Genomic DNA, 25,593 nt, shown 5'->3' with positions numbered 1-25,593 from the left:
CCAACATGCATTAAATGATATAAATTTAGTGTAAAAAGTATAGGAAAAATTAAAATTGCTAATAAAGATGCAAAATGCCTTGAAAAAACTTTCTTTTCATGATTTCCTTACATTCAGGGGAACTTCTAAAGCTCACCGTTGTAGGTAAGAAATGAGGATAATAATTCATGAACAACTCGTTTGATTGGCGCACAACAGCAGCATGTAGTGACAAAGATCCTGAACTGTTCTTTCCTCTTGGAAGTGCTGGTACAGCACTTCAACAGCTTGAAGAAGCAAAAGCAGTATGTCGCTCATGTGACGTTGCAACAGAGTGCTTAAGATGCGCATTAGAAACCAACCAAGATTACGGTGTGTGGGGAGGACTAAGCGAGGATGAGCGTAGAACTCTAAAGCGTAGAGCTATGCGCGCACGTAAAAGTCAAGATGAGTCACTATGAATAAATTTTATTCTAAGTGCACTATTTGAGTTAAACTTGCTGATCCTGGAGTGATTAAAACACATCGTCCTGGAAGTTGATAGTCTTCAATATCAAAACTTTTAGATAAAGCAGAAGGTATTCCAAGCATTGTATCTGTGCCAATATCTCCTGTTGGAAATATTATCCTCACTGGCGCTTGCTCAGGTAAACGTAAGTAGCGAGAAGTGCTAGTGCTCATAATAACTGGGCATTGTTTACTATTTAATCTTTTTTGAAAAGCAATAGCAGTTTGTTTAGTATTTAGCGGATCAAGCAATTCATCCGCATCGTCAATAATAATTGGCGTATTTTCGTTGTAAATGTTATTAATGTTTTGTTCGCATAGTGATTTTCCTGAATATATTGGCAGGTTTAGAGTTTTAGAAATTATTTTTAATATTGTTGTTTTGCCTTGTTTTCTAATACCAATAACAGCTATATTCCCAAGGTGAATTGGCAATAGAGCAGGATATAAGTGTATGGTATCGTCTTGCAAACCAATAATAATATTCTTAGTATTAAATTCTTGAGTACGTAAACTTTGAGATATTTTTTGCTCCGAATTTTTATATTTGTAATTATTTGAATACTCTGCGAGTTGTTTTGATGAAAGAATCGACGGCAATGGTTTGCTAAATAATTCTGGAGAATGATCATGATGGCAGAATCTGCCAGCTAACTGTATTGCTCGTACTAAATGTGCGGTATTGCTGCTTTGAGCACATCGCAAGGATGCTACTCCTTCTCCAATATTGTAATATGCGGCTCCTGGTGTATTTGGGCTTATTTTAGCTGCATGCGCTGTTCCTAATAATTCTTGCGATTGCATTCCGTCTCTAACTCTTAAGCAAATATTAATAGAAATATTAGCTTTCATATCTGCGCTTACTTGTGCGAGTGGATTTTGAGTTCCAGCAATAATATGCATTCCCAAAGATCTGCCTACTGATGCAATTCGTATAAGACGAGGCATATAGTCGGGGAGTTGATCTTTTAAAGCATGAAATTCGTCAATAACAATAAGCAATGAAGGCTCAGCTGGAGTTACTTGTGCAATATTGCTACATCCATTATGAGCTACTAGTCTTTCTCGTCTATCTAGTTCTAGTTCGAGACCTTTTAGAGCGCGTATTGCGTGTTTAAGATTCAAATCTCCTACGTTTCCCATAGCATGTGGGAGTTTAGATAGTATGTCAAAAGTTGCTCCTCCTTTAAAATCCATAAAAACAAACCGTAGCTGCTGTGGGCTGTATTGAAAAGCCAAAGCTAAACACCAAGTCGTAAGAAGTACTGATTTACCAGAACCAGTTGTTCCAGCAACTAAAGCATGTGGCCCATTGTTAATTAAATCTAAATAGCAGTATCCATTATTGCTTATTCCAAGTGGAGCTATAAGGTGTTTAGTTTTTGAATTAGGCAAGTAGTTATAAATATTTGTATTTAGATTTTCTTTAATACTATTAGATTTGTTTTTTGTATCGTATGTTCCTGCATTTTTTAACCATGTTTGCAATACTTCTTTCCAGTGATGCTGCGTATTAGAAATTGCATTTCTTCTCATAAGTAATGTTTCTAAACTCACTGGCGTAATAGAATCTGGCAAACTTTCTACAGTTTGTTGATTATAAGTTAAGTTATTTGACGATTGCGTAGTGTTTAATAATTGAATTTGCTGATCTTGTTGAACACTTTGAACAGAATTTTTCTCAGACATGTATTGAAAAATTTGTGGAATAAGACTTGCTATATACATCATAATGCTTGGAATAATCATGGTTAGCATCATCCAATTATTTTGCATCCATGCCATTATAGCCAACGCTATGTGAGCGAATATTGGAACTATACTCGCTGCCATCTGTACATGCATAAGTACTTTAGTCGTAGACATTCCTGTATTAGATTTGTTACTCATAAATGTATGAGACAATATTTTTGATTTTTGTGCAATACTTATGCAAGATTGTGGTTAAAAGATACGAGTTTAGTGCTTTCTAAGTTATGGTATCTAATTGAAGTGTTGTTTATACAACAATACTTCGAAATTATTGTTGCTCCGCAAGAGTTCCAACTGATCCAGGTTTATGAGTGCCTGATGCAAGTTGGTTGAATAAATCTAAGTTTTTAGCATCATCGAGAAGGACGGATGAACCAACTCCTGGAACTTGATAATCAGGATTCGTCCAATATACTGTTCCAGATATGCCTGACGGCCCAGTTGCTTCTTTGAATGCTTGAGCCATTTCCCATAATGTTCCTGGATTGGTTTTCTCGTCAAAAATAACTGAAGCAAGTCCCGTTTCAGCAAGCTTTTTTACTTTTCCAAAATTCAATAATGTATTGTGGTCTAAAGCTTTTTTCATAATAGCTGCAATAACCATTCGTTGACGTGCAGCTCGTCCAAAATCAGATTCTGGATCTGCGTATCGCATTCGAGAAAATGCTAACGCTGTATTCCCATCAACGTGATGGCATCCAGAAGTCCAATTTAACCCGCTAAACTTATCGCTTACTGTACGGTTGTAGCATAAATCAATGCCGTCTATAGCATTAACAACATTAGTAAGACCGCCAAAACGTATTTCTGCAACATGGTCAATGCGATGACCTGTAATTTTTTCTATTGCTGCTGTTAATGCTTTATTTCCAGCTGCTTGCGCAACGCTATTAATTTTTACTTGTTCGCCATTTAAAGAAACAAGAGAATCTCGAGGAATAGAAATTAGAGAACTGTGACCATTGCTCGGCTTTGTCAATACAAGAATAGTATCTGTTCTAAATCCTGTTATCTCTTTAGCCTCTTCGCCTTCTCTTTGATCGGAGCCAAGAATAAGCCATGCTTTGCCTTGAGTGCTAGGAGTATTAGTAAGCCAAGTAGTGCGGTTAATTCTTGAGTCAATCCAGTTCCATGAATATACTCCAAAACCGGTTGCAGCTACTGCTAGAACAATAAAGATTGCAATAAATGCATGTAAAATTCTACGCGGTTTGTGCGGTAGTACTTTTGCTGCGCTCCCAACTACATTATTTATAGTTGTTGGAATACGCATTTGTGAAATAGAACTTGTGCGCGGTGTTTGTCTTTCTCGCAATTGCGATGCGTAAGAAACAGGTCTAGAAGAAAATTGTTCTGGACTTTTTAAGATTCTTGTTCTTTGAGATGTAGGCGCAAAAGATGGAGCTTGCGATGGAATTTGATTAGGATTTGTTTTGTCTTTTTGTGCGCGTTTTGGAGTGAAACTAGGAGGCACGTTTGAGTTAGATGAATCGTTATTATGAGAAGGAGTGAAGATAGGTGGGTTTAGATTATCTTCAGAAGGGTCCTCATACAGTCGCGAATTCATGCATCCTCCAAAATAAGCATATGCGCAATATATCTTCAATGACTATGAGTATATAATATACAAGTCTTATGCTCGTACATTATATACTCATATATTACATCTTGCTTAATTGTCTACTTTTTTCTAGGCACAGCGCAAAGTACATTGTTTGCATACTTGTCTGCAAAACCAACGTATTGTCCTGTCTGTGGATCGTGAATAGTTCCATTTTCAGGATCCACAATTCCTCCAGTATTTGGATCAATAAATTGACCTTGAGAATTTTTTATTAATCCTGTTTTTGGATCAACATGTCCCATTTTCTTTGGATTTGTAGTTTTATTAAGCTTGTTATTTTCGCTTATATTGCTATCGTCATCTGCGTCTTCATTGTCTTGATCGTTCGCATTTTTAGACGAATTATTGGCATTATTTTTGTTAGCTCCGTTAGTTTTATGATTTAGCGATAACGGTTTATTTTCGCGCATTAAATCCCAAATATCGTCTGCTTCATCGGACCACACAACACGATTTGAATCATAAGGGTCTGGAATAACAGGAGTAGTACGCGCGTAAATATGTGAAGAATCTAATTTACGCATGCTTAATGCCAAACCGACTAAAGTGGTAGGATTTGCCAAGCCTTCACTTATATTTAATGCTCCTAACGATGCTTTTGCAAGCTGATAAAGCTCGCTTGTTTGAGTGAATAAGTTTTTAGACATTGCTTGATGTAAAAGCTGTTTAATCAAGTATTGCTGTCTTGTTGTTCGCATTATGTCAGAGCCATCGCTTGCAGTATCGTGACGCATTCTAGCGTATTGAGTAGCAAGTCGACCATTAAGATGCTGCATTCCTTGCTTGAAATTCACGCCCGTATAAGTATCGCGAGTTGCTGCTGGTATGCATAATGATACGCCGCCAACTGCATCAATCATATTGCTTAATCCGCTAAAGTCAGCGACTATAAAATGATGAATATTTAAACCGGTAAGTGAATTAACAGCTTTTAAGGAGCATGATGCTGCTGAAGCTAAATCTCCGCCTTGTGCATATCCTAAGGCGAAGATCGAATTAAACATCACATGTTTTCTTGCAGGAATATGTCCTTTTGTAGTGTCACATTCTGGTGCGTTTACCATAGAATCTCGTGGAATAGAAACAATATTCATGTATGATCTATCTGCGCTAATTTGAACTACCATAGTAGTATCTGATTGATGATCACCAGTTTCGCCGTCGTGCGTGAAGCTTTGATTGTTTCCATCACGAGAATCTTGGCCTAAAACAAGAAAAGTTACTGGTTTTCCTGCATTGATATCAAGTGCTTGATTAGCTTCTGGATCTTTAGATATAACGCTTACAACTCTGCTGCTTACAGCAGAAGAAAAATCTAACCATACTGCGGCTATTATTGTTGAAAAGAATGTAAGTACTGAAATAACAAACATGCACAGTATCTTGCGCGTGCGGTTAATCATTCTATAACCAAGGCTATGGTGAGGAGTTGAATTCCAATCTTCGCTTGGTTGGTACCGCATGTCTTCATGATACCGTGAAGTTGTCATCGTACCCTCTTTCTCAATAATGAGGAACCTTTTAGGTTGTGGCAATATCGTTTCTTTTTCCATCGAATAAAACCAATATTCAATGGACACATATAACGCGCAATTATAGCACACGGCAATGAGATTTATTGCGTTCGGTTGTGTTGAATGTTATTTGATTTTTTAATGAAAATTTTAATAAGTTTACGCAAATATTCTAATTAAATTTATATGTAATGTGCTGACTAATATGAGCAAAAATATTAATAAAATATGTATAAATTTATTTAAAATTACGACTTGTGTTTTGGCGGATACATACCCCCTGCGTAAACTGGTAAGTATGGATTCGATAACCGCTCATAATCTTACATTTGAAGACGAAGTTTTACAGGTGCTTTCATCCGCAAAAGATGCGCATCCTCATGATGTAGATTCGTCTATTATGGCAATGATGTGTGTGGAGCGAGACACTCGTTTTTATGCTGATACGTTACATGCAGTACTAAGTCAATCAATTCTTCCTGGAACTTTAGTAATAGTCGATTGTGCTAGTCGAGTAAAGCAGACTATGCAAACGAATTTACAAGTAAAAATTAATTCATCTATGCTTACGGGAGAAATTAATACTAGAAAATCATTACTGCAGAATGCTAGCAATATCGATTCCAATAATGAAATTGACAACGATTCAAAATATAAACCAAATACTAATAGCGTAAATAATACTCGTGTAAACAATAGTGAAAATAAATCTGTACGTATAATTATTATTCCTATTTCTTCTGCTCATTCTTTTGGAGATGCAATAGAAAAGTCTTTGCGCAAGATTTTGCCTTGTGCAGGAATTTCTGCATTATGGCTTTTGCATGATGATTCTCGTCCTGCAGACTCTCATTGCTTAGAATATTTGCGCGAAACTTGGCGCAATACTCCGACTGCATCAGTACTGGGAGCTAAACAAGTTGATTGGCAAGGAAATATCTTGCACAACGTTGGAATGTATGCTTGGCGCCACGGTGTTCATACTCTTACAGTTGACGGCGAGCCAGATCAAGAACAGTATGACGGTCGTGGAGATGTATACGCAGTATCGTTGGCAGGTGCTTTAGTTACGCTAACTGCATGGCAGACTTTACGAGGTACGCAACCATGGATGACAACTTTTGGCGAATCAAGAGATTTTTGCCGTAGAGTATGTCTATCTGGAGGTCGTGTTGTTGTAGTTCCTTCAGCTCGTATCGCACACAGGCGTGCAAGGTTAGAAGGTATCCGTACTCGTAACGGTGATGCTAGAAATCATAATAATTCAGGATCTAAGTATGGTGTAGCCTCTTCTCTCGTAGCTAAGCAGCGTTACAAATACACTGATATTAGTGTTTTTTTGTGGCCTCTCATATGGATTCTTAGTTTGCCTGCTTGTTTAGTTGGCGCTTTGCACTCTCTTTTTGCTAAACATCCTTATATAGCATGGATTCGTTTGCTTTTGCCATGGCTTGCCATTATGCAATTGCCTAGAGCTATTTTTGCTCGCAGAAGGGTTGCAAGTAATACGCGTGTTCCATTAAAGCGACTTGTTCCTCTTATCGCAGATCGTCATCAAGTTGCACGTTGGCGTGATCGTAGTTCTGCTTTCCAAGCTCAACAGCATTTAGTGCTGTTAAGCCCCCTAGCAAAACGCCATTTGCATATTCGAGTGTTGCGTAGGTGGAGTGCTGTTATTCTTGCGGCTCTTCTTCTTTTTGCAGTCATATTGAATTTATATGGTTCTCCATGGCGTGAAATTTTAAGTGGTGCTTCTTGGAACGCGCAGCAATGGTTACCAACGGGCGCAGATTTCAATCAGTTATGGAACTCTGCTATTGGCGCATGGGTTCCTGATGATGGTTTTGGACCTGCAATTCCTCCAGCACCATGGCTAAGTATTTGGGCAATCGCATCAACTGTAGTTGGTGCTAACCCGTTGTTGGCTGTTACGTTAATGTTCTTCTTAGCTGCTCCAGCTATGTGCTTAAGTTTTTGGGCTCTTGCTGGAGTATTTACGCGCTCGGATACTGTACGCGTATGCGCTGGTATTTGCTGGACTATGATTGCTATTGCTTTTGGTTTGTTTGCGCGCGGTGATTTGCCAATGTTAATGACTATGACATTTTTGCCTGCGGCATTTGCTTTTGCATTCCATGCAGTTGGAATGTATGTAACAGAAGATCCTGTGCGTCCTGTTAAATCCACTCAATGTGCAGCATGCGCAGCATTATGCTTTATGGTTCCAGTAGCTGCAGAACCGCAGCTTGTTTTGCCTCTTATTGTTATTTTTATTGCATCGTTTATTATGGTGCGCTCTCATCGTATTATGTTTGCGCTTATGCCTATACCATCGATAATTGTTTTGCTACCTACAATAGGAAGTGCTATTAGATATGGCGAATCTGGAATGTGGCGTCAATTGTTCTCTAGTATGGCTTTGCCGTTTAGGAGTGTACAAGGTGCTCCGCGCGTAAGTGATTACGTTGATGTTTTGTTGCACGCTTTTAATATTGCTTCTCCTAATGTTGAAATTAATATGCCATTGATGAGCTTGAGAACAATAATAATGGTAATTTTTGCAATTCTAGCTGTTGTTATGGCTGTTGCATCATTAACTTTGCCTTTTGCTTTGCGAGTTTCTCGAATGATGTGGGTTGTGATTATTTCCGGAATGTTGCTATCTCTTGTTTCTGCTCGTATTGTAGTTGCATCCGATGTTTCAGGACCCGTTGCTGCAAGCGTTTTGCCTGGAGTTGCATTATCTGCTGTTGGCATTTTATCTTGTATGTGCATGGTTGCTGGTCAAGCTGTTCGTCGCTTTGAGCCACTACGTGCTTCGAAGGAATCTGAATCTAAAACTTTTGAAAACTATAAAACTCGTGCAGATAGGCGTGCTGCAATGCGCCGCTCTGCTGCACGATTGTTGCAGCACATAATTCGCATAGCGCGCGCTGGTCTTGCAAGTGGTATGTTGACTATGGCTGTTCTTTTGGGTCTTTTTGCTGTATTGAGCGGACCTGCTACATCTATTTGCGCAAATAACAATGAGCTTCCTATGGTTGTTTCTGATTATTTGCGAAAAGACGATACTCGACGAATACTTGCTTTAAGAGCTCAAAGTAGTCATGATTTGTCAATTTCTATTATGCGAACATCTAAGGGAGATGCAATAGACGAATCTCCAGCTCTTCGTGTTAGACAAGTAATGTTTGGCGATTCGTCAAGCAATAAAGCAATATATCGCGCATCAGCACAATTGTTATCTCATGCAGATAATGGCGCAATATCAACGTTAAAACAACTTGGAATTGGCGGTATTTATATCGTTAATAGTCCGGAAGATAAGAAGGTTCCTCATAAAACTTCTATGTCAATACAACAATTGTTACATCCTTCTGTACAAACTGTAAGTAATGTTAACAAAGAAGCTACTGAACAATTAATTGCACACGTTAACGCTTCTGACGGTACACAATTGGTTGTTTCATCACCGCAAGGAACTTATTGCAGATTTGATGGTGTGCCTGATTCTAAGTCGTTGTCTTCTACATCTCCGTATTATCGATCTAGACCTCTTGCGTGGAGGGTTCCTTGGATTATTGTTTCTTCTATGGTATTACTGCTGTACTGTATTGTTGCAGTGCCTCGATTTGGTAGACACGCAATGATAGAGCGTTCAGATGACAGACATGAGGAGGAATTAGATGAGCTGGCATAAAAATCCTCATGAGGGCTCTAAGCATGGTGAAGTAAATGCAGATGTAGATATTAATCGCAAGAACAAAATAGTTACTATTGTCTCACTTGCTATCTTTAGTGCAATAATACTTATTGCTTCTGCATGTGTTGTTGCATTATGCCTACCGATGCCTCAACTTGTAGATAATCCTAATACTCCATCTAGTGGCGTTGTAAGTAGTGTTGGTTCTACTCGTTTGCAAACTATTTGCCCTATTCGATTGTCTCTTCCAGATTTGACTCAATATGGTGATAGCGAATATAACGAATCAGAAGGCGATTTACAATCTTCTGCTCGTTATGGTGCTTTTGGGGATGTGTATAGTTCTAGCTTGCGTAACATGCGCGATAGCAATGATCAATCTATTACGTTGAATTCAAAATCAACTGATGATGATACGTCAGCTTTTATTGCTAACAATAATGTAAATCACGACGCTCAAGTTCTAGAAGGACATTTGTCACGAGTTGGATCTGGCACTGGAATATCTGCTTCCATGGTTTCATGGGCTACTAAAGGTGACGTAAAAGGTTTATCTGCAACTACCTGTTCAATGCCGTCTATGAAACAGACATTCCTAGTTCCAGAATCTGCTGATGGAATTTCTATTCGTTTAGAAGCATTTAATGCTGCTTCAAAATCTACTGTTGTTCGTGTTAAAGCTTGGTCTGCAGAGCACGGTAGCAATCAGTTAAATCTTTCTACAGGAAGTGCTTTTACTGTTCCTGCTCGTTCTCATGCATATTTTGATCTTGCTGCTGCTTCTCCTAAGACTTCTGGATTATACGTGCAAGTTGAAAGCGAACAGACACCTATAGCATCATTTGTAAAAGTCGTTCATATGAGTGGCTTATCTGTAAAAGGTGTAGATATTGTTCACGAATTAAGCACTCAATCTAACACAAATATTCTTTCAGGTATTAGTGAAGGCGATCAATCTAAGTTATATGTATGGCCAAATAAAGATGGCAATGTAACACTTTCATGGATGAATGATACAGGTTCTAAAGAAGTAAAGGATTTGACGTTAAAAGCGCACCATTTGCAAGTTGTCGATCTTGAAAAAGTTCCAGAGCATGTTAATGCTTTGAGCGTAAGTGGAGATGTTCCTACTCAAGTAATGATGTCTATTGCTAAAGATGGCAAAGATAATCAATCAGATGTAGCTTTTATTACACCATCTAACGTGCAAGGTAGTGGCGCAATTGTTTCACCTGTTTCTGCTAATGAAACAGCTCTATACCTTTCTTCTTCAAGCGATAAAGATACTTCTGTGCGTTTGCAAGGATTTGATTTAAATGGTGTATTAACTGTTACAAAAAACGTAACGATTCCTGCGAACGCATCTTTAAGAATTCCTGTTTCAGACGTTTCTCACGATGCAGTTATGTTTATTGCGAAATCGCATAGCAAAGTTTCTTTGTCTGCCCGTATTCATAAAGATGAAATCGATAAGGCTGGTATAGCAGGTATTTCTTGGCTTTCTGCGCAATCTTTGCAGCCGCAAGAAATGAAGGTATACGTTAAAACTGACAATAGCATTGTGCAATAATACGAATAAAAATATTGCTATAAGCGACTATGAATTAATTAAAATACTTAATAATTTTAATTAATTTAAAAATTGTTTACAGACCCCAATCTGGATCAATTTCTTCTGGCCTGCGACCGTATAGTTCTGCTAAGCGTTGCACAAGCTCATCTCTGATAGCATATTGAAGTTCACTTCTGCTGCTTACATGAGTGCATAGCGGAAGCCTATACAATACAATTCTAGATTGCATACCACGGCTAGCTGGAAAAGCTTGCGAAAGTATTCTGCGGTTTTGCTCCCATAACAGTGGTTGCGAAGGCGGCACATCTTCTACCGCGAATTGAACGTCTTTAGTTAATGCTCTCCAAGCACTGTTAAGACGTCTAATTTGAGCTGCTACCATGGCATCGAACATTCCACTAGCAGTTCTATATTGTGGCAGGCGAGTACCAAATATTGGTGCCCTAAGACCTCTACCATGCCTATTTCTATAGTGACGTTCTTCCCAAATTAGACCTGTCATGCTTCCACTTTACGAGAAGGCTAGGGCAATAATATGTAAATAATTAATATGCGGTGTGTGAAATACGCTCACACTATAGAATACTGTATATATGGTTTTAAAAGTCAGGAGGATTTGTAATGCTCAAACCAATAGTGCATGATTGGAATGAGTTTAATCTTGACTTGAGCATCGCTAAATCGTCGCTTATTGCTTTTGATTTAGATAACACACTGGCATGTTCTAAAAAACCTATGCTTAAATCGATGGCTGAATCATTAAGTAAGCTGATTAATATAATTCCTGTTGCTGTAATAACAGGTGGCTGCCTAGAGTTAGTTAAGAAGCAAATTTTAGATATGCTAGCAACTGGCACTAATCTTAAAAATATTCACATAATGCCGACTAATGGAACTAGTTATTATCGTGTGAATAACGACATGTCATTGCAATGTGTTTATGAGCATAGTATCGATTTTGAGCAAGCGCAATGCGTTATTGATGCAATACGCAAGTGTGCAAAAAATATGGGCGTGTGGAAAGAACCCGGCGATCCAATGTTGTGGGGAGAACAGATAGAGAACCGCGGTAGTCAAATTACTTTTTCGGCACTAGGGCAATTAGCTCCTATTGAATATAAAAAAACTTGGGATCCTAGCGGTTGTTTGAAAGCTCAACTTGCACAAAGTATTTCTCAAGCTTTACCTAATTTTGCTGTACGCGCTGGAGGAGATACTAGCGTCGATATATACAGGCGCGGTGACGATAAAGCTCAAGCTTTGCGAATGTTATCTAAATATTGTGATTTTAATATTGAAAAAATTACTTTTATTGGCGATCGTATGTATCCCGGAGGAAACGATTATCCTACTGCCTTTACAGGAGCTTTAGTTGTTAAAGTAAGTAATCCTTCGGATACTTTAGAGCTTTGTAATAAGGTACTTAATATTTTAAAAATATAGGATTTTATTAATTTTTCATTTTAAGATACCTTTTATCCACAATCGCATTTTTTATTTGCATAGCTAATAAGCTATCGCATATGCTGTCATTATGGTTGGGAGACGCAAGGTTATAAACCGCCAAAACAAAAAGAAGTATAGAAGCGTGACATCTAATGGGGGATTAGCATGTCACGCATCTGTACCTTGTGGTGCATACGAAAACATGGATGTTGATTCTGTAAATTGGCGTTTTGCTAGTTGGAAGAATGTAGCGATTGCTTTATTTAATTTATTTTTGCCTCGCGCATGTGCAGGATGCGATACTCCAGATTATATATTGTGTGAAAACTGCAAGAAAGCGTTGCAATGCTGGAAAAGCGCACCATTTGCCATAACAGTATGTGGATATCGCTACGCGTGTGGTTCGTATTCTACGGTTGTTCGCCGCGCAATATTGTTGTGGAAGGATCATTTCGATATTGCATGTGACAAAATATTTGGTGAACTTATTGGCAATTTAGTAGTAGAAGTTATATCTAAATTTTTGCGCTCGCATTCTTGTCATATAAGTGAAAATCCTATATTTGTTATACCAGTTCCGTCGTCTAAGTATTCATCAAGACATCGTGGGCGTAAGCATATGCTGCCTATTGCAAATTGTGTTGCTAAACGATTGTGTAATAGTGGCATTAGAGCATACGTTTTAGATATTGTAAATATGGATTCTAGAATTACTGCGAAATCAGTGCAAACTTCCGGTTTTCGCGGAAGGTCTAACAGAATTTCTAAGGCGTTTAGCGTCGATTTCAAAGAATTGAGAAAGCAAAAGTTTGAAAATCAACGCGATTACAAAGCTATTGTATTGGATGATATTGTAACTACTGGCTCAACTATGAATAGCTGCGTTTCAACTTTACAGAGTAGTGGAATTACTGTTTTGGCATGCTTTTCTTTAGCGTGTGTATGCAATAAGGATGATCGTACAGCAGATTACGAATGCTAGTTTTCTATTGTATTTCTATTGTATTGCTATAGTTTAGCGGAAGTGCAATTTCAAAGTTTGGACCACGCTTATCGTCTACTACTTTTACAGTTCCATGGTGCAATTGTGCAGCCCAACGAGCAATTGACAATCCTAATCCTGTTCCTCCTGATTCTGTGCCAATTCGCTGATTTCCCTTAACAAATCTTCTGAAAATATCTGCACGATCTTCTTGAGGAATTTGTTCTCCAAAATTCACAACATTACATATTACAGAGTTTTGGCTGTGGTTAATATGAGCACTTATAAGAACACGAGTTCCATCATCTGAATGTTTTAGAGCGTTAGAAATAATATTAGTAAAAAGTTGCGAAAGGCGAGCTTGATCTCCTGTTAATTCAATCTCATCATTAATTTGAACTTCAATATTGTGATTATGACCTGAATCTGCTATTTCTAGTGGTTCGATAATTTCGTCAATAAAGTCTGTGAAATTAAATGAAGTTATATTAAGGCTTTCCGCACCTGCTTCAACTCTAGATAAATCAAGAAGGAAAGTAATAAGATCAGCAAGTCTATGAGTTTGGTTTAATATAGCTTCCATATTAGATGGAGTAGGATCAACAACTCCGTCTGCAAGATTTTCAAGCATCGCTTGCAAAGCAGAAACAGGAGTGCGCAGTTCGTGGCTTACGTTTGCTATAAGCTCTCTACGCATTTGATCTGCATGTTCAAGTTCTTCTGCCATTTCATTAAATGCAAGAGTTAATTTACCTACTTCGTCACGACGATTTTCTACAGCAACTCGCACAGAATAGTCGCCATCAGACATAGCTTCTGCAGCATTTTTCATTTGACGAAGTGGTGCTGTAAGTCCTCTAGAAAAAATGTATGTAATTCCCAGAGCAACAATAAGTGTTAATGGCATTGCAATCCAGCCATTTAGACCAGTTTTAAGTAAAAACCATGCCATTACGAAAGCAATTGCTGTTGCAAAAACAATAATTGCTGAAAGTTCAATTTTTAGAGATGAAAAAAATCCGACAGGTCGATTTGGATAATTATGTTTTACAGAAGAATTTGTAAATCGCATTTTTGGCTTATTCTTAAGTTGAGCATTTGAGTTTTTATTTAATAAATTACGTTGTTTAGTATTTTTATATTGCTCAGAATTAGCATTATCTATTTTATTTTTTAATACCATTTACGAATTTTCCGAAGCTAAAGTGTTGTAATTATTTACTATTTATAGAAGTAGTAATTATTTATGAAACCTGTGATTGTAGAACTTTGTCGTAATCACTAATAGGTGGCTCGAATGCGTATCCTATTCCGTGTACAGTACGAATCCATTCCGATCCAATTTTATGCCTCAAAGACTTAATGTGTGAATCTACTGTGCGAGTTCCAGAAGCATCTGGCCAATCCCACACCTCTTCAAGTAACTTTTCACGCTTAAATACAGTATGAGGATGACGAGCTAGAGTAGCGAGCAAGTCAAACTCAGTTGGAGTAAAATGTACTTCTTCGTCGTTTAGAGTTACAAGTCTTTGGCGAGGTCTAATAATAAGCGATCCAAAATTAATTGTGCGTTCATGTTCCATTGTTTTTGCTATTTGCGCTGCGCGTTCTACGCGTCTCAACAATGCTGCGCAACGAGCAATTAACTCACGTGGCGAAAATGGTTTAGTCATGTAATCATCTGCGCCTGCGCTTAAGCCAACAATTTTATCTGCTTCTGCATCGCGCGCTGTTAACATGAGGATAGGAACGGGCATTTTGGAGATAATTCGTCGAGTTGCTTCAATCCCATCCATAATAGGAAGCATAATATCCATAATTATTAGATCGGGTTTTAGTTGTTCAGCAGCTCTAACAGCAGACGCTCCATCTGCAGCGACTCTTGCTCTCCAGCCTTGTGCAGTAATGCGTTGTGCAATTGCTGTAGCAAGATCTGGCTCATCCTCAACAACGAGAATCGTACGAGCATTTACGCTAGCTGATGGAGCGTTTAGCATATTTTAAAAAGACCTTTCAGTGTTGTACTGGCTTCAAGAATACCGCGCCTAACGCTGGAACAGTGATTCTTGCAGAGTATGGTCGAGAATGATACTCTTCAGCAGCAGCAGTAAATGTGCCGTTGTGAATATTAGATCCGCAATACTTTGCATCATCAGTTGTGAGTATTTCTTCCCACTGTCCGCCTTTTGGTAACGCAACCTGATAGTCTTGCCATGCTTGACCTGAGAAGTTTACTACTACAACGATTTCTTCTCCGTCGTCGCCAATACGAATGTAGCTTAAAGTATTGTGATCGGAATCGTCGCTTGTAAGCCACTGGAAACCATCAGGAGTAAAGTCTTGACTCCAGAATGCGCGAGAGCTCTTATACAGAGTATTCAAATCTGCAACAAGCTTTTGCACGCCTTGATGGAACGGCCATTGCAGCTCATTCCAGTTAAGCGAAGTATTGAAGTTCCATTCGCTAGACTGTCCAATTTCTCCACCCATGAACAGAAGGTTCTTGCCTGGATGAGACCACTGGTATGCAAGCAATGCGCGTAATCCTGCGAACTGTTGCCATTCGTCGCCTGGCATCTTTCCAAGTAACGAACCCTTACCGTACACAACTTCATCGTGGCTTAATGGCAACACATAATGCTCAGAGTATGCATAAACCATTGAGAATGTAATTTCGTTATGATGCCAACGACGATTAATTGGCTCCTCTTTAAGGTATTGCAAAGTGTCGTGCATCCAGCCCATATTCCACTTCAAGCCGAATCCTAAGCCACCCATATCGGTTGGTGCAGTTACGCCTTGGTAAGCAGTGGACTCCTCAGCAATCATCATGATGCCAGGATTATTCTTGTATGCAGTTGCGTTTGCTTCCTTAATAAAGTCAATTGCTTCAAGATTTTCGCGTCCGCCGTAGATGTTTGGTCTCCACTGTCCTGCTTCACGGCTGTAATCCAAGTAAAGCATTGAGGATACTGCATCAACGCGCAACGCGTCAACATGGTATTCATCAAGCCAGAAGCAAGCATTAGCAACCAAGAAGTTACGAACTTCATGACGACCAAAGTTGAAGATGTAAGTACCCCAATCAGGATGCTCGCCTCGCATAGGATCAGGATCCTCATACAACGCTGTGCCATCAAAACGACCAAGTGCAAAGTCATCCTTAGGGAAGTGAGCTGGAACCCAATCCATAATGACGCCAATGCCTGCTTTGTGGAGTTTATCTACCAAGTACTTAAAGTCATCAGGGGAGCCAAGGCGAGAATCTACTGCATAGTAACCTGTTACTTGATATCCCCAAGATCCAGAGAATGGATATTGTGTCAACGGCATAAACTCGACGTGAGTAAAGCCTTCTCTTTGCACATAATCAACTAAATGATCAGCAAGTTCGCGATAATTACCCAAATCGCGATTCCAGCTGTTAGCTTGTACTTCGTAAATGCTTATTGGACCATTGTGAGCATCTGTTTTTGCGCGCTTATCCATCCAATCGGTATCGTGCCACTTAAACTCAGAATCAACAACAACAGATCCTGTGTTTGGTGGAACTTCATGAGAGCGCTCCATTGGATCGGCTTTCATAATCCAATTGCCAGATTGTGTAAGAATTTCGTACTTGTATACTTCGCCTGCTGTAACTCCTGGAATAAAAAGTTCCCAAATGCCAGAAGAGCCGAGTGAGCGCATAGCGTGGCGGCGACCATTCCAGTAATTAAAGTTACCAACTACGCGTACTGCACGAGCATTTGGTGCCCACACTGAGAAAGCAGTACCAGTAACTTTCTTTACCATCTTTCCAGTTTCAGGAGATATAAGTCCCCATGAATCTGTTATCGTTTTGACGTGTGCGCCTAATGCTTCCCAAAGACGTTCATGACGACCTTCTCCAAACAAGTACATGTCAAGTTCACCGACTTGAGGCAAATAACGGTAAGGATCGTCATCTGTGGATTCGGAACCGTCTATTTCCACAGTGTAAACGCGATAACTAGGAACAGACCAAGACTTTGTTTTTGTGTGCTTTACGGCAGGAATAACAGCTGTAAAAATGCCGTTATATTCGTGTTTAGCTTCGTATTCACCGTTCTTAGTAAGAATAACAACTTTCTTTGCCATAGGGCGCAATACGCGGATGGTTACAGTGTCGGCACCTTTGCCAGTTCCAAGGTGACCTCCAAGAACCTCATGTGGATTGTAATATTCTGCATTGCTCACCGCAGCTAATACGTCCTGTCGGACTGGGACTGCGACTGCATCTTCATTGATGTTAGTAACTGTACTCATGGTGACTATCATACATGCTTTATTGCTGTAAGTCGCGTGTGTTTCGCGCTATTGTGAAAAAAATATGAAAATTTTTTCAAGTCGTGACCTTATGGGAAACTGTTATGAGTTTTTCTGTGCATACGGAGGGTTCTGTGGAATATCAAGTCGGCGATATGGTCGTCTATCCTCGTCATGGTGCGGCTCGTGTTGAAGAAATTAGTGAGCGCACCGTAAAAGGTGTAACTCGTCAATATTTACGATTGGTAGTGTTATCGTCTGATGGTTTGGAAATTAACGTACCTGTCGATAATGTTAAAAAAGTTGGCGTGCGAGACATTGTTGGAGCGCAAGAAGTTGCAAAAGTTTTTGAGATTTTGCGTACTCCAATAGTTGAAAAAGAGATGAATTGGTCTAGACGCTACAAGCTTAATGTAGAGAAGATTGCTACTGGCGATGTTAACAATATTGCTGAAGTAGTTCGTGATTTATCTCAGCGAGATGTTGATGAACATGGTTTATCTGCAGGAGAAAAGCGAATGCTTGCTCGCGCTCGCAGTATTTTAATTTCCGAAATTGCTTTGTCTGAAAAGATTGATGAGATTGAGGCGGAGCGACTTTTAGATGTGAATCTTGGATATAAGGCGCCTCAAGAAGGCGATGAAGATCACCATACTGTAGCTCCAGAAGAGCCTGCATCGCGAACTTTAGCGCTGTTAGAAGAGCGTAGCAAGAAATCTAAGAAAAAATGATTTGCAATAAATTTGCTTTTGCTCTTTATTAAAATTGCTCTTTCTTAAAACAGGTAATAAAAAATCCTTGCACTTACAAAATGCAAGGATTTTTATTTTAACAGATTCACCTAAATTTACTTACCTGGATCTTGCTGACCTTGGTTAGAATTTTTAGGATCGGTATTTTTTGCTACATGTGGCTTCTCAGTGATTGGCTTTTTTTGAGGCTCTTTTTCATCAATGTCTTTACGCATATCCTTTGTTGTTTTTACAGCATTATGTAGGTCGTCACAAATCTTCATAATCCATTTATCAAGCTGGTCTGCGTATTTTGGCATAAGTTCGCTTACTTGCACTGTAGACGTGTAGCTTCGTCCTGCAATTCCATTTAGCAAGTTCAAAACATCGCTTCCTTGTTGACTATCGCTAATCAACACATCGATTTTGCGGCTTTCAATAAGCTTCTGAAACTCCTCAACACTTGAATGTTCTGGTTCGTTATTGTTATTTACTGCGTCAGCATATTCTTTAGGCGAACTATCTTTCAAATTGGTATCAGACATTAGCCAGAAAAGAATAGGGGATGTAGAAGCATACTTTGCGTTGCTATTTTCTTTAGAGAAATCGCTTAAGTAGGTGGTTAATTTCTTTTCCTTTTCTTGCCATTGAGCTAGTCGCTTAGAAAAAGCTTGCTTTTTTGATGGCAAAACTTTAGAGAAAGTATCAGCCATAGCAGATGCCATTGCATCCCTAGCATCATGAGAGAACCAGAGATATGGATTGTCTCCTTTAAGTGCTCCTACAGTACCTGCTGCACTAAGTACTTCCGCTTTAGCTGGGTGTGCTTTGCTTGCCCAATCATCGTAGCCTGCACCATTTGTAATCAATACTTGCGCATTCTGCATATTCTTTAAATCTTTTGAGCTAGGCTTGAATGACGATATGTCTGTGTCTGAGCCAGTCATAACTGATTCAACTTTGACATCAGAGCCACCGATCTCTTTAGCTAAGCTACCCCAGGTGTCAACAGTGGATACAACAGAAATATTTGCTGCAGCTTTTGGTTTTTCTTTTGGTTTTTCTTCTGTTTTTCCACAAGCTGCAAATCCAAGTATTACTGCAGAAGCAATAAGGCATGTTATGGCAGTTTTTCCAAACTTCTTTACTGCACAAAGAACGGTACGCATCACTGTGACTCCTCCCGTGATAATGGTGCGTCGGCGCACACAAAATTGTTAGTCGACCCATATCTTCTATACTTCACGATAGCCTATCCTTACGAATTGTGCGAGTTGGGAGGAAAATTTTTTATGGCTATTGTGTTAGACGGTAAAGCTTTAGCTAGTAAAATTAAAAAAGATTTGGCAACGCGCGTTGCTGTTTTGCATAAAAAAGGTATTAATCCTGGTCTGGGTACGTTACTTGTAGGTAGCGATCCTGGTTCGTTAAAGTATGTTGCTGGTAAGCATAGCGATTGCGAAGAAGTGGGGATTAATTCTATTCGTTGCGATTTACCAGAAGATGCTAGTGAAGATGAGATTCTTGCTGCTGTACAGAAATTGAATAATGATCCTCTTTGTACTGGATTTATTGTGCAATTGCCATTGCCAAAAGGTATTGATTCTCAAAAAGTTATTGCGTCAATTAATCCTGCAAAAGATTGCGACGGAATGCACCCATATAATTTAGGTGAACTTGTTACTCATATTTCTGGAGATATTACAACGCCTTTGCCGTGTACGCCGCGTGGAATTTTAGCTTTGCTCGATGAATACGGTATTGAACTTTCTGGTAAGGAAGTTTGTGTGCTTGGTCGTGGCATTACGGTTGGACGTACTATTGGTCTTCTTTTAACGCGCAGGGGAGTAGATGCAACTATTACGTTATGCCATACTCATACTCGAAATGTTCAAGAGATTATGCGCCGTTCTGATGTGATAATTGCAGCAATGGGTTGTGCTGGTTTTGTTAAGCCAGAAGATATTAAACCTGGTGCTGTTCTTGTTGATGTTGGCGTATCTCGTGTTTTTGATGAAGAAGCAGGTAGATACCGCGTAAAAGGTGATGTCGATTCAGCTTGTCGCGAAATTGCTGGAGCTTATTCTCCAAATCCTGGTGGAGTAGGTCCGATGACTCGAGCTATGTTGCTTGCGAATGTTGTAGATATGGCTGAGCGAGCAGCTAATTGCAAATAAAATGCGACACGCCCGAAGTAAAACGTAAGTTTTGGCTATGCCTGTATATAAAATCGACAGAGCGTGTGCATAGTATGCGCGCGTAACGTAAATACATAATTAAATATCGAGTAATATCCACCCCAAGAAGAAACCACTAATAACTAATGGCAGAGAATAATAACGAAGTCGCCAAGGTTGCGATTAATGATATTGGCACCGAAGAAGACTTCATCAAGGCAGTCGATTCAACCATCAAGAATTTTGATGATGGTGATTTAGTTGAAGGTACAGTCGTAAAGATTGATCACGACGAAGTATTGCTGGACATCGGCTACAAAACTGAAGGTGTAATTCCTTCCCGTGAACTTTCCATCAAAAAAGACGTTGATCCAGATGATGTTGTCGAGGTTGGCGACACCATTGAAGCCCTTGTTGTAACTAAGGAAGACAAGGAAGGACGTCTTATTCTCTCCAAGAAGCGTGCACAGTATGAGCGCGCTTGGGGTGACATCGAGAAGATTAAGGATGCAGACGGCATCGTTGAAGGTACCGTTATTGAGGCTGTTAAGGGCGGCTTGATCGTAGACATCGGTTTGCGTGGCTTCTTGCCAGCTTCCTTGGTTGAAATGCGTCGCGTTCGCGATCTTTCCCCATACATTGGTCAGAAGATTAAGGCTAAGATTCTCGAGCTCGATAAGAACCGCAACAACGTTGTACTTTCTCGTCGTCAGTTCCTTGAGGAGACTCAGTCTGAAGTTCGTGAAACCTTCCTCTCTCAGCTTAAGAAGGGTCAGATTCGTGAAGGCGTTGTGTCTTCTATCGTAAACTTCGGTGCATTCGTTGATCTCGGCGGAGTTGACGGTCTCATTCACGTTTCTGAGCTTTCCTGGAAGCATATCGATCACCCATCTGAAGTTGTTAAGGTTGGCGATAAGGTTACCGTTGAGGTTCTCGACGTTGATCTCGATCGCGAACGCATCTCCCTTTCCCTTAAGGCAACTCAGGAAGATCCATGGCAGCGTTTCGCTCGCACCCATGTTCCTGGACAGGTTGTTAAGGGCAAGGTCACCAAGATCGTTCAGTTCGGCGTGTTCATCTCCGTTGAAGATGGCATTGAGGGCTTGGTTCACATTTCTGAGCTTGCAAACCGTCACGTAGAGAACCCAGAGACTGTTGTTAAGGGTGGCGAAGAGGTATTCGTGAAGGTTATCGACGTTGATCTCGATCGTCGTCGCATCTCCCTCTCCTTGAAGCAGGCTACTGAAGCTGTCGATCCAAATTCTGAAGATTTCGACCCAGCTCTCTATGGCATGCCAGCTGAATACGACGCTGAAGGCAACTACAAGTACCCAGAAGGCTTCGATCCAAACACTAACGAGTGGATGGCTGGTTACGAGCAGCAGCGTGAAGAGTGGGAAGCTCAGTATGCTGCAGCTCACGAGCTTTGGGAAGAACACAAGGCTTTCGCTGCTAAGGAACTTGCAGCTGCAGCTGAATCTGCTGCCGCTGACGGTCAGAGCGAAGAAGCTGAAAAGAAGCCAGCTAAGGAAGAAAAGAAGGAAGAAGTTGCTTCCAACTATTCTTCTGAAGCAACTAGTGAAGGTGCTTTAGCTGATTCTGATCAGCTCGCAGCTTTGCGCGAACAGCTTTTGAGCGAAAAGAAGTAGTTTTATCTACTAAAAGCTTATGAACAAGATGCCCTGGTGAGTAATCATTGGGGCATCTTGTGTATTCGAATCTTGTGTATTTCGATTATTACATTGAGCTCTAAATGATTCGATTTTGTAACTTATATTCTGTAATTAAATGTGAGTACAACGAATTTTCTTTTAAAAAGCAAGATTATATGATTTTATTAAATCATTAATTGAGTTATTAAAAGGATTGGTAAAAATTATGAGTACGTTTGATAACAATCAGAATAATACTCAGTTTCCTTCATACGATGGAAATAATTCAATGAATACTAATGCTACTTTAGTAAGTTCTCGGCATAAGCTTGCTGCTGGTCTTATGGCGATTTTTGTAGGCGGTTTAGGAATTCACAATTTCTACCTTGGTTTTAAAGGCAAGGCTATTGCACAATTGTTGATTTCTGTTCTCTCTATTGGCTTGCTTGCATGCATTTCGATTATATGGTCATGTGTTGAGGGAATTTGCATTCTTTGCTCACAGCCTGGAACTAAGTGGCATAAAGATTTTGATGGTGCAGAATTACAAGATTAACCATTTATTTTCTTTTAATAATAATGCTCTGGTAATTATTTACTGGAGCATTATTTATAGTTGTTGCTGAAGTTTTATAAGAGGATTATTTATAATCAAAGTATGACAATAATGCGGATTGCTGTAACGGGCGGAATTGCAGCCGGAAAATCTACTGTAGTAAGCTATTTGCGTTCGCGTGGCGCGTTTGTTATTGATTACGATGTTTTAGCGCGTAAAGTAGTGGAACCGGGAAGCGCAGTATTGCAACAAATTGTAGGTATTTTTGGGGAAAATGCTGTTAAGAATGATGGCTCTTTAAATCGTGCGTTTATTGCGGAGCGTATTTTTGGTGACGACGATGAACGTAAACAAGCGTTAAGTAAGATTGAGTCTATAATTCATCCTGCTATTTATGATTGCGCAAAGCTTTTAGAAAGCGAGTATGAAAGCGAGTATGCTAGTAAAATTTCTAAAGAAAATTGCGATGCTAAAGAAAATCGCAATGAGATAAGCAGCATGAGCTCGGTTATTGTGCACGACATTCCACTTCTTGCGCAAGTAATCGACAGCATTCCATTTAGTTTTGACCATATTATTACTGTTGAAGCGCCTCAAGAAATTCGTGTTAAGCGAATGATAAGCGAGCGAAACATGACGGAGAATCAGGCTTTGGCGCGCATAAATAGTCAACTTCCAAGTAAAGTTCGAAAAGCTATGGCAGATTTTGTAGTCGATTCCACTAAACCAATGGAATCTATGCTTAACAGTGTTGACGATACGTTGAAATCATGGTTGCGCGAAATAAACAATAAAAGTGCTGAAATGGCAAAACTGGGGAAGTAAAAAACTGGGGAAGTAAAAAATTATGTCGAATAAAATTCAGCGCACAAACAAGCCTTTTGTAGTAAAAGCGCCATACAAGCCTTCAGGAGACCAGCCGCAAGCAATAGAAGAGTTGGCAAATCGCATTGAAAACGGCGAAAACGACGTTGTTTTAATGGGTGCTACGGGAACTGGTAAAACTGCTACAACCGCTTGGCTTATTGAGCGTTTGCAACGACCGACACTTATTATTGAACCGAATAAAACTTTGGCAGCTCAGCTTTGTGCAGAGTTTCGTGAACTTATGCCAGATAATGCTGTGAGCTATTTTGTGTCTTACTACGATTACTATCAGCCGGAAGCTTATATTCCGCAAACAGACACGTATATTGAAAAAGACTCGAATATTAACGATGATGTTGAGCGTCTTCGTCACGCAGCCACAGCGAATTTGCTTACGCGACGTGATTGCGTTGTTGTTGCTACTGTTTCGTGCATTTATGGACTTGGTACTCCAGAGGAGTATGCCGAGCGAATGCTTATGTTAAGCGTTGGCGAGCAGCTTGAACGAGATGATTTATTACGTCAATTCGTTAGCATGCAATACAAGCGCAACGACATTGCTTTTACGCGCGGAACTTTTAGAGTGCGCGGTGACACTGTTGAGATTATTCCAGTGTACGAAGAATTAGCTGTGAGAATTGAGTTCTTTGGTGACGAAATCGACAGAATTACAATGTTGCATCCGCTTACAGGAGAAGTCATTCGACAGGAGAGTAGCGTTCATATTTTCCCAGCATCTCACTATATTGCAGGTCCTGAGCGCATGGAACGCGCGTTAGAGGCGATTGAAAAAGAGCGTGACGAGAGAGTAGCACAGCTTAAAAAGCAGAATAAATTGTTGGAAGCTCAGCGTTTGGAAATGCGAACTACGTACGATTTGGAGATGCTGCGACAGGTTGGAGTGTGCCCTGGAGTGGAAAATTATTCTAGGCATTTTGACGGCCGCGATGCAGGCACACCTCCGCATACTTTGCTTGACTTTTTCCCAGACGACTTTTTGCTTGTTTTAGACGAGTCGCATGTAACAGTGCCGCAAATTGGAGCTATGTATGAAGGTGATGCTTCGCGCAAAAGAACGCTTGTAGAGCATGGTTTTAGGCTTCCTTCTGCAATGGATAACCGCCCGTTAAAGTGGAAAGAATTTTTGGAGCATGTTGGTCAAACTGTGTATCTTTCTGCAACTCCTGGAGATTACGAGTTGGGGCTTTCAGATGGCGTAGTTGAGCAGATTATTAGGCCTACAGGTTTGCTTGATCCTAAGATTGAGGTTCGCCCTGTAGAAGGTCAGGTTGACGATTTGCTTGCGGAAATCAAGGCGCGAGTAGCAAAAGATGAGCGCGTGCTTGTTACTACGCTTACGAAGAAAATGGCGGAAGACTTAACTGATTACTTCCTTGAGCTTGGTATTAAAGTTGAGTACTTGCATTCGGATGTTGATACTTTGCGCAGAGTTGAGCTTTTGCGCGAGCTTCGCGAAGGCAAAATTGATGTGATTGTTGGCATTAATTTGCTTCGTGAGGGTTTGGATTTGCCAGAAGTTTCGCTTGTTGCGATTTTGGATGCAGATAAGGAAGGCTTCTTAAGATCTTACCGTTCGCTTATTCAGACGATTGGTCGTGCTGCTCGTAACGTTTCTGGAACTGTTCTTATGTATGCGGATACTGTTACGGATGCTATGAGCAAGGCGATTAGCGAGACAGAGCGCCGTCGCGAAAAGCAAATCGCGTATAACAAAGCGCATGGAATTGATCCTAAGCCTTTGCGAAAGAAGATTAGCGACGTTAACGACATGCTTGCTAAAGAGGATGTTGATACTCAAACTTTGCTAGCAGGCGGTTACAGGAATGCTAATAAGGCTGGGAACTCGCATTATGGCGTGCCAAAAGAGCCGAATCTTGGGCAGAAAAGCAAAGAAAAGCGTATGGCAAATATTTCTGAGCTTCCGCAAGACGATATTATGTCGCTGATTAAAAATTTGAGCGAGCAGATGCATGTTGCTGCAGAGCAGTTGCAATTCGAGCTTGCAGCGCGATTACGCGACGAAATACGCGATCTAAAGAAAGAGTTGCGGCAAATGGATGCTGCTAATAAGTGAGGGTAATAAGTGAGCATGATTAATCGTGAGTTAATCGTGAGTTAATCGTGCGAAATTTGTGTTTTTATTTTGTGAAATGCTTGGGGAATAACCCAGTTTGTATGTGTAAGTGAGCAGTGATATAGAAAAAGGAGCTGGGTTTGTGGCT

19 protein-coding genes are annotated in these 25,593 nt (G+C 40.0%); 11 read left to right on the top strand and 8 right to left on the bottom strand.

Going from position 1 to position 25,593, the window contains the following annotated elements; genetic code table 11:
* Window positions 1-167 precede the first annotated feature (167 nt).
* Window positions 168-440, top strand: coding sequence for a WhiB family transcriptional regulator (locus tag HXT34_RS03575; RefSeq protein ID WP_415686936.1), 273 nt, complete (start codon window positions 168-170; stop codon window positions 438-440).
* Window positions 441-447: 7 nt separating this feature from the next.
* Here HXT34_RS03575 and HXT34_RS03570 read toward each other — a convergent pair whose 3' ends face one another.
* From HXT34_RS03570 to HXT34_RS03560, 3 genes are all read right to left on the bottom strand, one after another.
* Window positions 448-2,271 (bottom strand): FtsK/SpoIIIE domain-containing protein, encoded by a 1,824-nt coding sequence (locus HXT34_RS03570; protein ID WP_421785445.1) that lies wholly within the window; start codon window positions 2,269-2,271, stop codon window positions 448-450.
* Window positions 2,272-2,506: 235 nt separating this feature from the next.
* On the bottom strand, window positions 2,507-3,805 hold the full coding sequence (locus HXT34_RS03565; protein WP_421784399.1) for an LCP family protein: 1,299 nt from the start codon (window positions 3,803-3,805) through the stop codon (window positions 2,507-2,509).
* Between the two features lie 113 nt (window positions 3,806-3,918).
* Window positions 3,919-5,352, bottom strand: a complete 1,434-nt coding sequence (locus HXT34_RS03560; RefSeq protein ID WP_421784398.1) for an LCP family protein — start codon at window positions 5,350-5,352, stop codon at window positions 3,919-3,921.
* 322 nt (window positions 5,353-5,674) lie between these two features.
* On the opposite strand from HXT34_RS03560, the gene HXT34_RS03555 reads away from it, so the two are divergent.
* Entirely contained in the window at window positions 5,675-9,076 is a 3,402-nt protein-coding gene (locus HXT34_RS03555) for a glycosyltransferase family 2 protein (RefSeq protein ID WP_421784396.1), read from the top strand.
* A complete protein-coding gene (locus tag HXT34_RS03550; RefSeq protein WP_421784394.1) occupies window positions 9,063-10,649 on the top strand; it encodes a DUF5719 family protein in 1,587 nt (528 codons plus the stop codon). The genes HXT34_RS03555 and HXT34_RS03550 overlap by 14 nt, the downstream gene beginning before the upstream one ends.
* A gap of 76 nt (window positions 10,650-10,725) precedes the next feature.
* Here the strand turns inward: HXT34_RS03550 and HXT34_RS03545 are convergent, their stop codons facing one another.
* Window positions 10,726-11,154: a metallopeptidase family protein gene (locus tag HXT34_RS03545; protein ID WP_004119868.1), complete on the bottom strand. Its 429-nt coding sequence runs from the start codon at window positions 11,152-11,154 to the stop codon at window positions 10,726-10,728.
* Between the two features lie 119 nt (window positions 11,155-11,273).
* Here HXT34_RS03545 and HXT34_RS03540 point away from each other — a divergent pair, with 119 nt between their 5' ends.
* Both HXT34_RS03540 and HXT34_RS03535 read left to right on the top strand, forming a co-directional pair.
* Window positions 11,274-12,095, top strand: coding sequence for an HAD-IIB family hydrolase (locus tag HXT34_RS03540; protein ID WP_421784393.1), 822 nt, complete (start codon window positions 11,274-11,276; stop codon window positions 12,093-12,095).
* 91 nt (window positions 12,096-12,186) lie between these two features.
* Entirely contained in the window at window positions 12,187-13,080 is an 894-nt protein-coding gene (locus HXT34_RS03535) for a ComF family protein (RefSeq protein WP_421784392.1), read from the top strand.
* A 4-nt stretch (window positions 13,081-13,084) separates the two neighbouring features.
* On the opposite strand, the gene HXT34_RS03530 is transcribed toward HXT34_RS03535, so the two are convergent.
* The 3 genes from HXT34_RS03530 to glgB form a co-directional block, all read right to left on the bottom strand.
* Window positions 13,085-14,263 carry a sensor histidine kinase gene (locus HXT34_RS03530; protein WP_415683507.1) on the bottom strand — a complete coding sequence of 393 codons (1,179 nt, stop codon included), beginning with the start codon at window positions 14,261-14,263 and terminating at the stop codon, window positions 13,085-13,087.
* Between the two features lie 61 nt (window positions 14,264-14,324).
* On the bottom strand, window positions 14,325-15,077 hold the full coding sequence (locus tag HXT34_RS03525) for a response regulator transcription factor (protein WP_415683509.1): 753 nt from the start codon (window positions 15,075-15,077) through the stop codon (window positions 14,325-14,327).
* A gap of 16 nt (window positions 15,078-15,093) precedes the next feature.
* Window positions 15,094-17,367: a 1,4-alpha-glucan branching protein GlgB gene (gene glgB / locus HXT34_RS03520; RefSeq protein WP_415683510.1), complete on the bottom strand. Its 2,274-nt coding sequence runs from the start codon at window positions 17,365-17,367 to the stop codon at window positions 15,094-15,096.
* Between the two features lie 134 nt (window positions 17,368-17,501).
* Here glgB and HXT34_RS03515 point away from each other — a divergent pair, with 134 nt between their 5' ends.
* Complete coding sequence (locus HXT34_RS03515) at window positions 17,502-18,098, top strand: CarD family transcriptional regulator (protein ID WP_415683589.1); 597 nt, start codon at window positions 17,502-17,504, stop codon at window positions 18,096-18,098.
* Between the two features lie 116 nt (window positions 18,099-18,214).
* Here the strand turns inward: HXT34_RS03515 and HXT34_RS03510 are convergent, their stop codons facing one another.
* The gene (locus HXT34_RS03510; RefSeq protein WP_421785442.1) at window positions 18,215-19,267 is read right to left on the bottom strand and encodes a metal ABC transporter solute-binding protein, Zn/Mn family; all 1,053 of its coding nucleotides are present in this window, start codon (window positions 19,265-19,267) and stop codon (window positions 18,215-18,217) included.
* 123 nt (window positions 19,268-19,390) lie between these two features.
* Between HXT34_RS03510 and HXT34_RS03505 the strand changes: the two genes are divergently transcribed.
* The 5 genes from HXT34_RS03505 (at window position 19,391) to uvrB (ending at window position 25,445) form a co-directional block, all read left to right on the top strand.
* The gene (locus HXT34_RS03505) at window positions 19,391-20,275 is read left to right on the top strand and encodes a bifunctional methylenetetrahydrofolate dehydrogenase/methenyltetrahydrofolate cyclohydrolase (RefSeq protein WP_421784391.1); all 885 of its coding nucleotides are present in this window, start codon (window positions 19,391-19,393) and stop codon (window positions 20,273-20,275) included.
* Between the two features lie 146 nt (window positions 20,276-20,421).
* Window positions 20,422-21,924 (top strand): 30S ribosomal protein S1, encoded by a 1,503-nt coding sequence (rpsA, locus tag HXT34_RS03500; RefSeq protein ID WP_119527416.1) that lies wholly within the window; start codon window positions 20,422-20,424, stop codon window positions 21,922-21,924.
* 229 nt (window positions 21,925-22,153) lie between these two features.
* Window positions 22,154-22,483, top strand: a complete 330-nt coding sequence (locus HXT34_RS03495; protein ID WP_415683516.1) for a TM2 domain-containing protein — start codon at window positions 22,154-22,156, stop codon at window positions 22,481-22,483.
* 102 nt (window positions 22,484-22,585) lie between these two features.
* On the top strand, window positions 22,586-23,308 hold the full coding sequence (gene coaE / locus HXT34_RS03490; RefSeq protein ID WP_421784390.1) for a dephospho-CoA kinase: 723 nt from the start codon (window positions 22,586-22,588) through the stop codon (window positions 23,306-23,308).
* A gap of 22 nt (window positions 23,309-23,330) precedes the next feature.
* On the top strand, window positions 23,331-25,445 hold the full coding sequence (uvrB, locus tag HXT34_RS03485) for an excinuclease ABC subunit UvrB (protein WP_421784389.1): 2,115 nt from the start codon (window positions 23,331-23,333) through the stop codon (window positions 25,443-25,445).
* Window positions 25,446-25,593: the final 148 nt, after the last annotated feature.

The organism is Gardnerella sp. DNF00983, assembly GCF_049244265.1.
GTDB classification, from domain to species: Bacteria; Actinomycetota; Actinomycetes; order Actinomycetales; family Bifidobacteriaceae; genus Bifidobacterium; species Bifidobacterium vaginale_J.
Note: the sequence above shows the minus strand (reverse complement) of the source record. Positions and strands in the feature narration are given on the sequence as shown.

Bases quoted from the DNA above. Each gene is read 5' to 3' on its own strand.
- HXT34_RS03575 (WP_415686936.1), top strand. From the start codon at position 168: ATGAACAACTCGTTTGATTGGCGCACAACAGCAGCATGTAGTGACAAA.
- HXT34_RS03570 (WP_421785445.1), bottom strand. From the start codon at position 2,271: ATGGCATGGATGCAAAATAATTGGATGATGCTAACCATGATTATTCCA.
- HXT34_RS03565 (WP_421784399.1), bottom strand. From the start codon at position 3,805: ATGAATTCGCGACTGTATGAGGACCCTTCTGAAGATAATCTAAACCCA.
- HXT34_RS03560 (WP_421784398.1), bottom strand. From the start codon at position 5,352: ATGACAACTTCACGGTATCATGAAGACATGCGGTACCAACCAAGCGAA.
- HXT34_RS03555 (WP_421784396.1), top strand. From the start codon at position 5,675: ATGGATTCGATAACCGCTCATAATCTTACATTTGAAGACGAAGTTTTA.
- HXT34_RS03550 (WP_421784394.1), top strand. From the start codon at position 9,063: ATGAGCTGGCATAAAAATCCTCATGAGGGCTCTAAGCATGGTGAAGTA.
- HXT34_RS03545 (WP_004119868.1), bottom strand. From the start codon at position 11,154: ATGACAGGTCTAATTTGGGAAGAACGTCACTATAGAAATAGGCATGGT.
- HXT34_RS03540 (WP_421784393.1), top strand. From the start codon at position 11,274: ATGCTCAAACCAATAGTGCATGATTGGAATGAGTTTAATCTTGACTTG.
- HXT34_RS03535 (WP_421784392.1), top strand. From the start codon at position 12,187: ATGGTTGGGAGACGCAAGGTTATAAACCGCCAAAACAAAAAGAAGTAT.
- HXT34_RS03530 (WP_415683507.1), bottom strand. From the start codon at position 14,263: ATGGTATTAAAAAATAAAATAGATAATGCTAATTCTGAGCAATATAAA.
- HXT34_RS03525 (WP_415683509.1), bottom strand. From the start codon at position 15,077: ATGCTAAACGCTCCATCAGCTAGCGTAAATGCTCGTACGATTCTCGTT.
- glgB (WP_415683510.1), bottom strand. From the start codon at position 17,367: ATGAGTACAGTTACTAACATCAATGAAGATGCAGTCGCAGTCCCAGTC.
- HXT34_RS03510 (WP_421785442.1), bottom strand. From the start codon at position 19,267: ATGCGTACCGTTCTTTGTGCAGTAAAGAAGTTTGGAAAAACTGCCATA.
- HXT34_RS03505 (WP_421784391.1), top strand. From the start codon at position 19,391: ATGGCTATTGTGTTAGACGGTAAAGCTTTAGCTAGTAAAATTAAAAAA.
- rpsA (WP_119527416.1), top strand. From the start codon at position 20,422: ATGGCAGAGAATAATAACGAAGTCGCCAAGGTTGCGATTAATGATATT.
- HXT34_RS03495 (WP_415683516.1), top strand. From the start codon at position 22,154: ATGAGTACGTTTGATAACAATCAGAATAATACTCAGTTTCCTTCATAC.
- coaE (WP_421784390.1), top strand. From the start codon at position 22,586: ATGACAATAATGCGGATTGCTGTAACGGGCGGAATTGCAGCCGGAAAA.
- uvrB (WP_421784389.1), top strand. From the start codon at position 23,331: ATGTCGAATAAAATTCAGCGCACAAACAAGCCTTTTGTAGTAAAAGCG.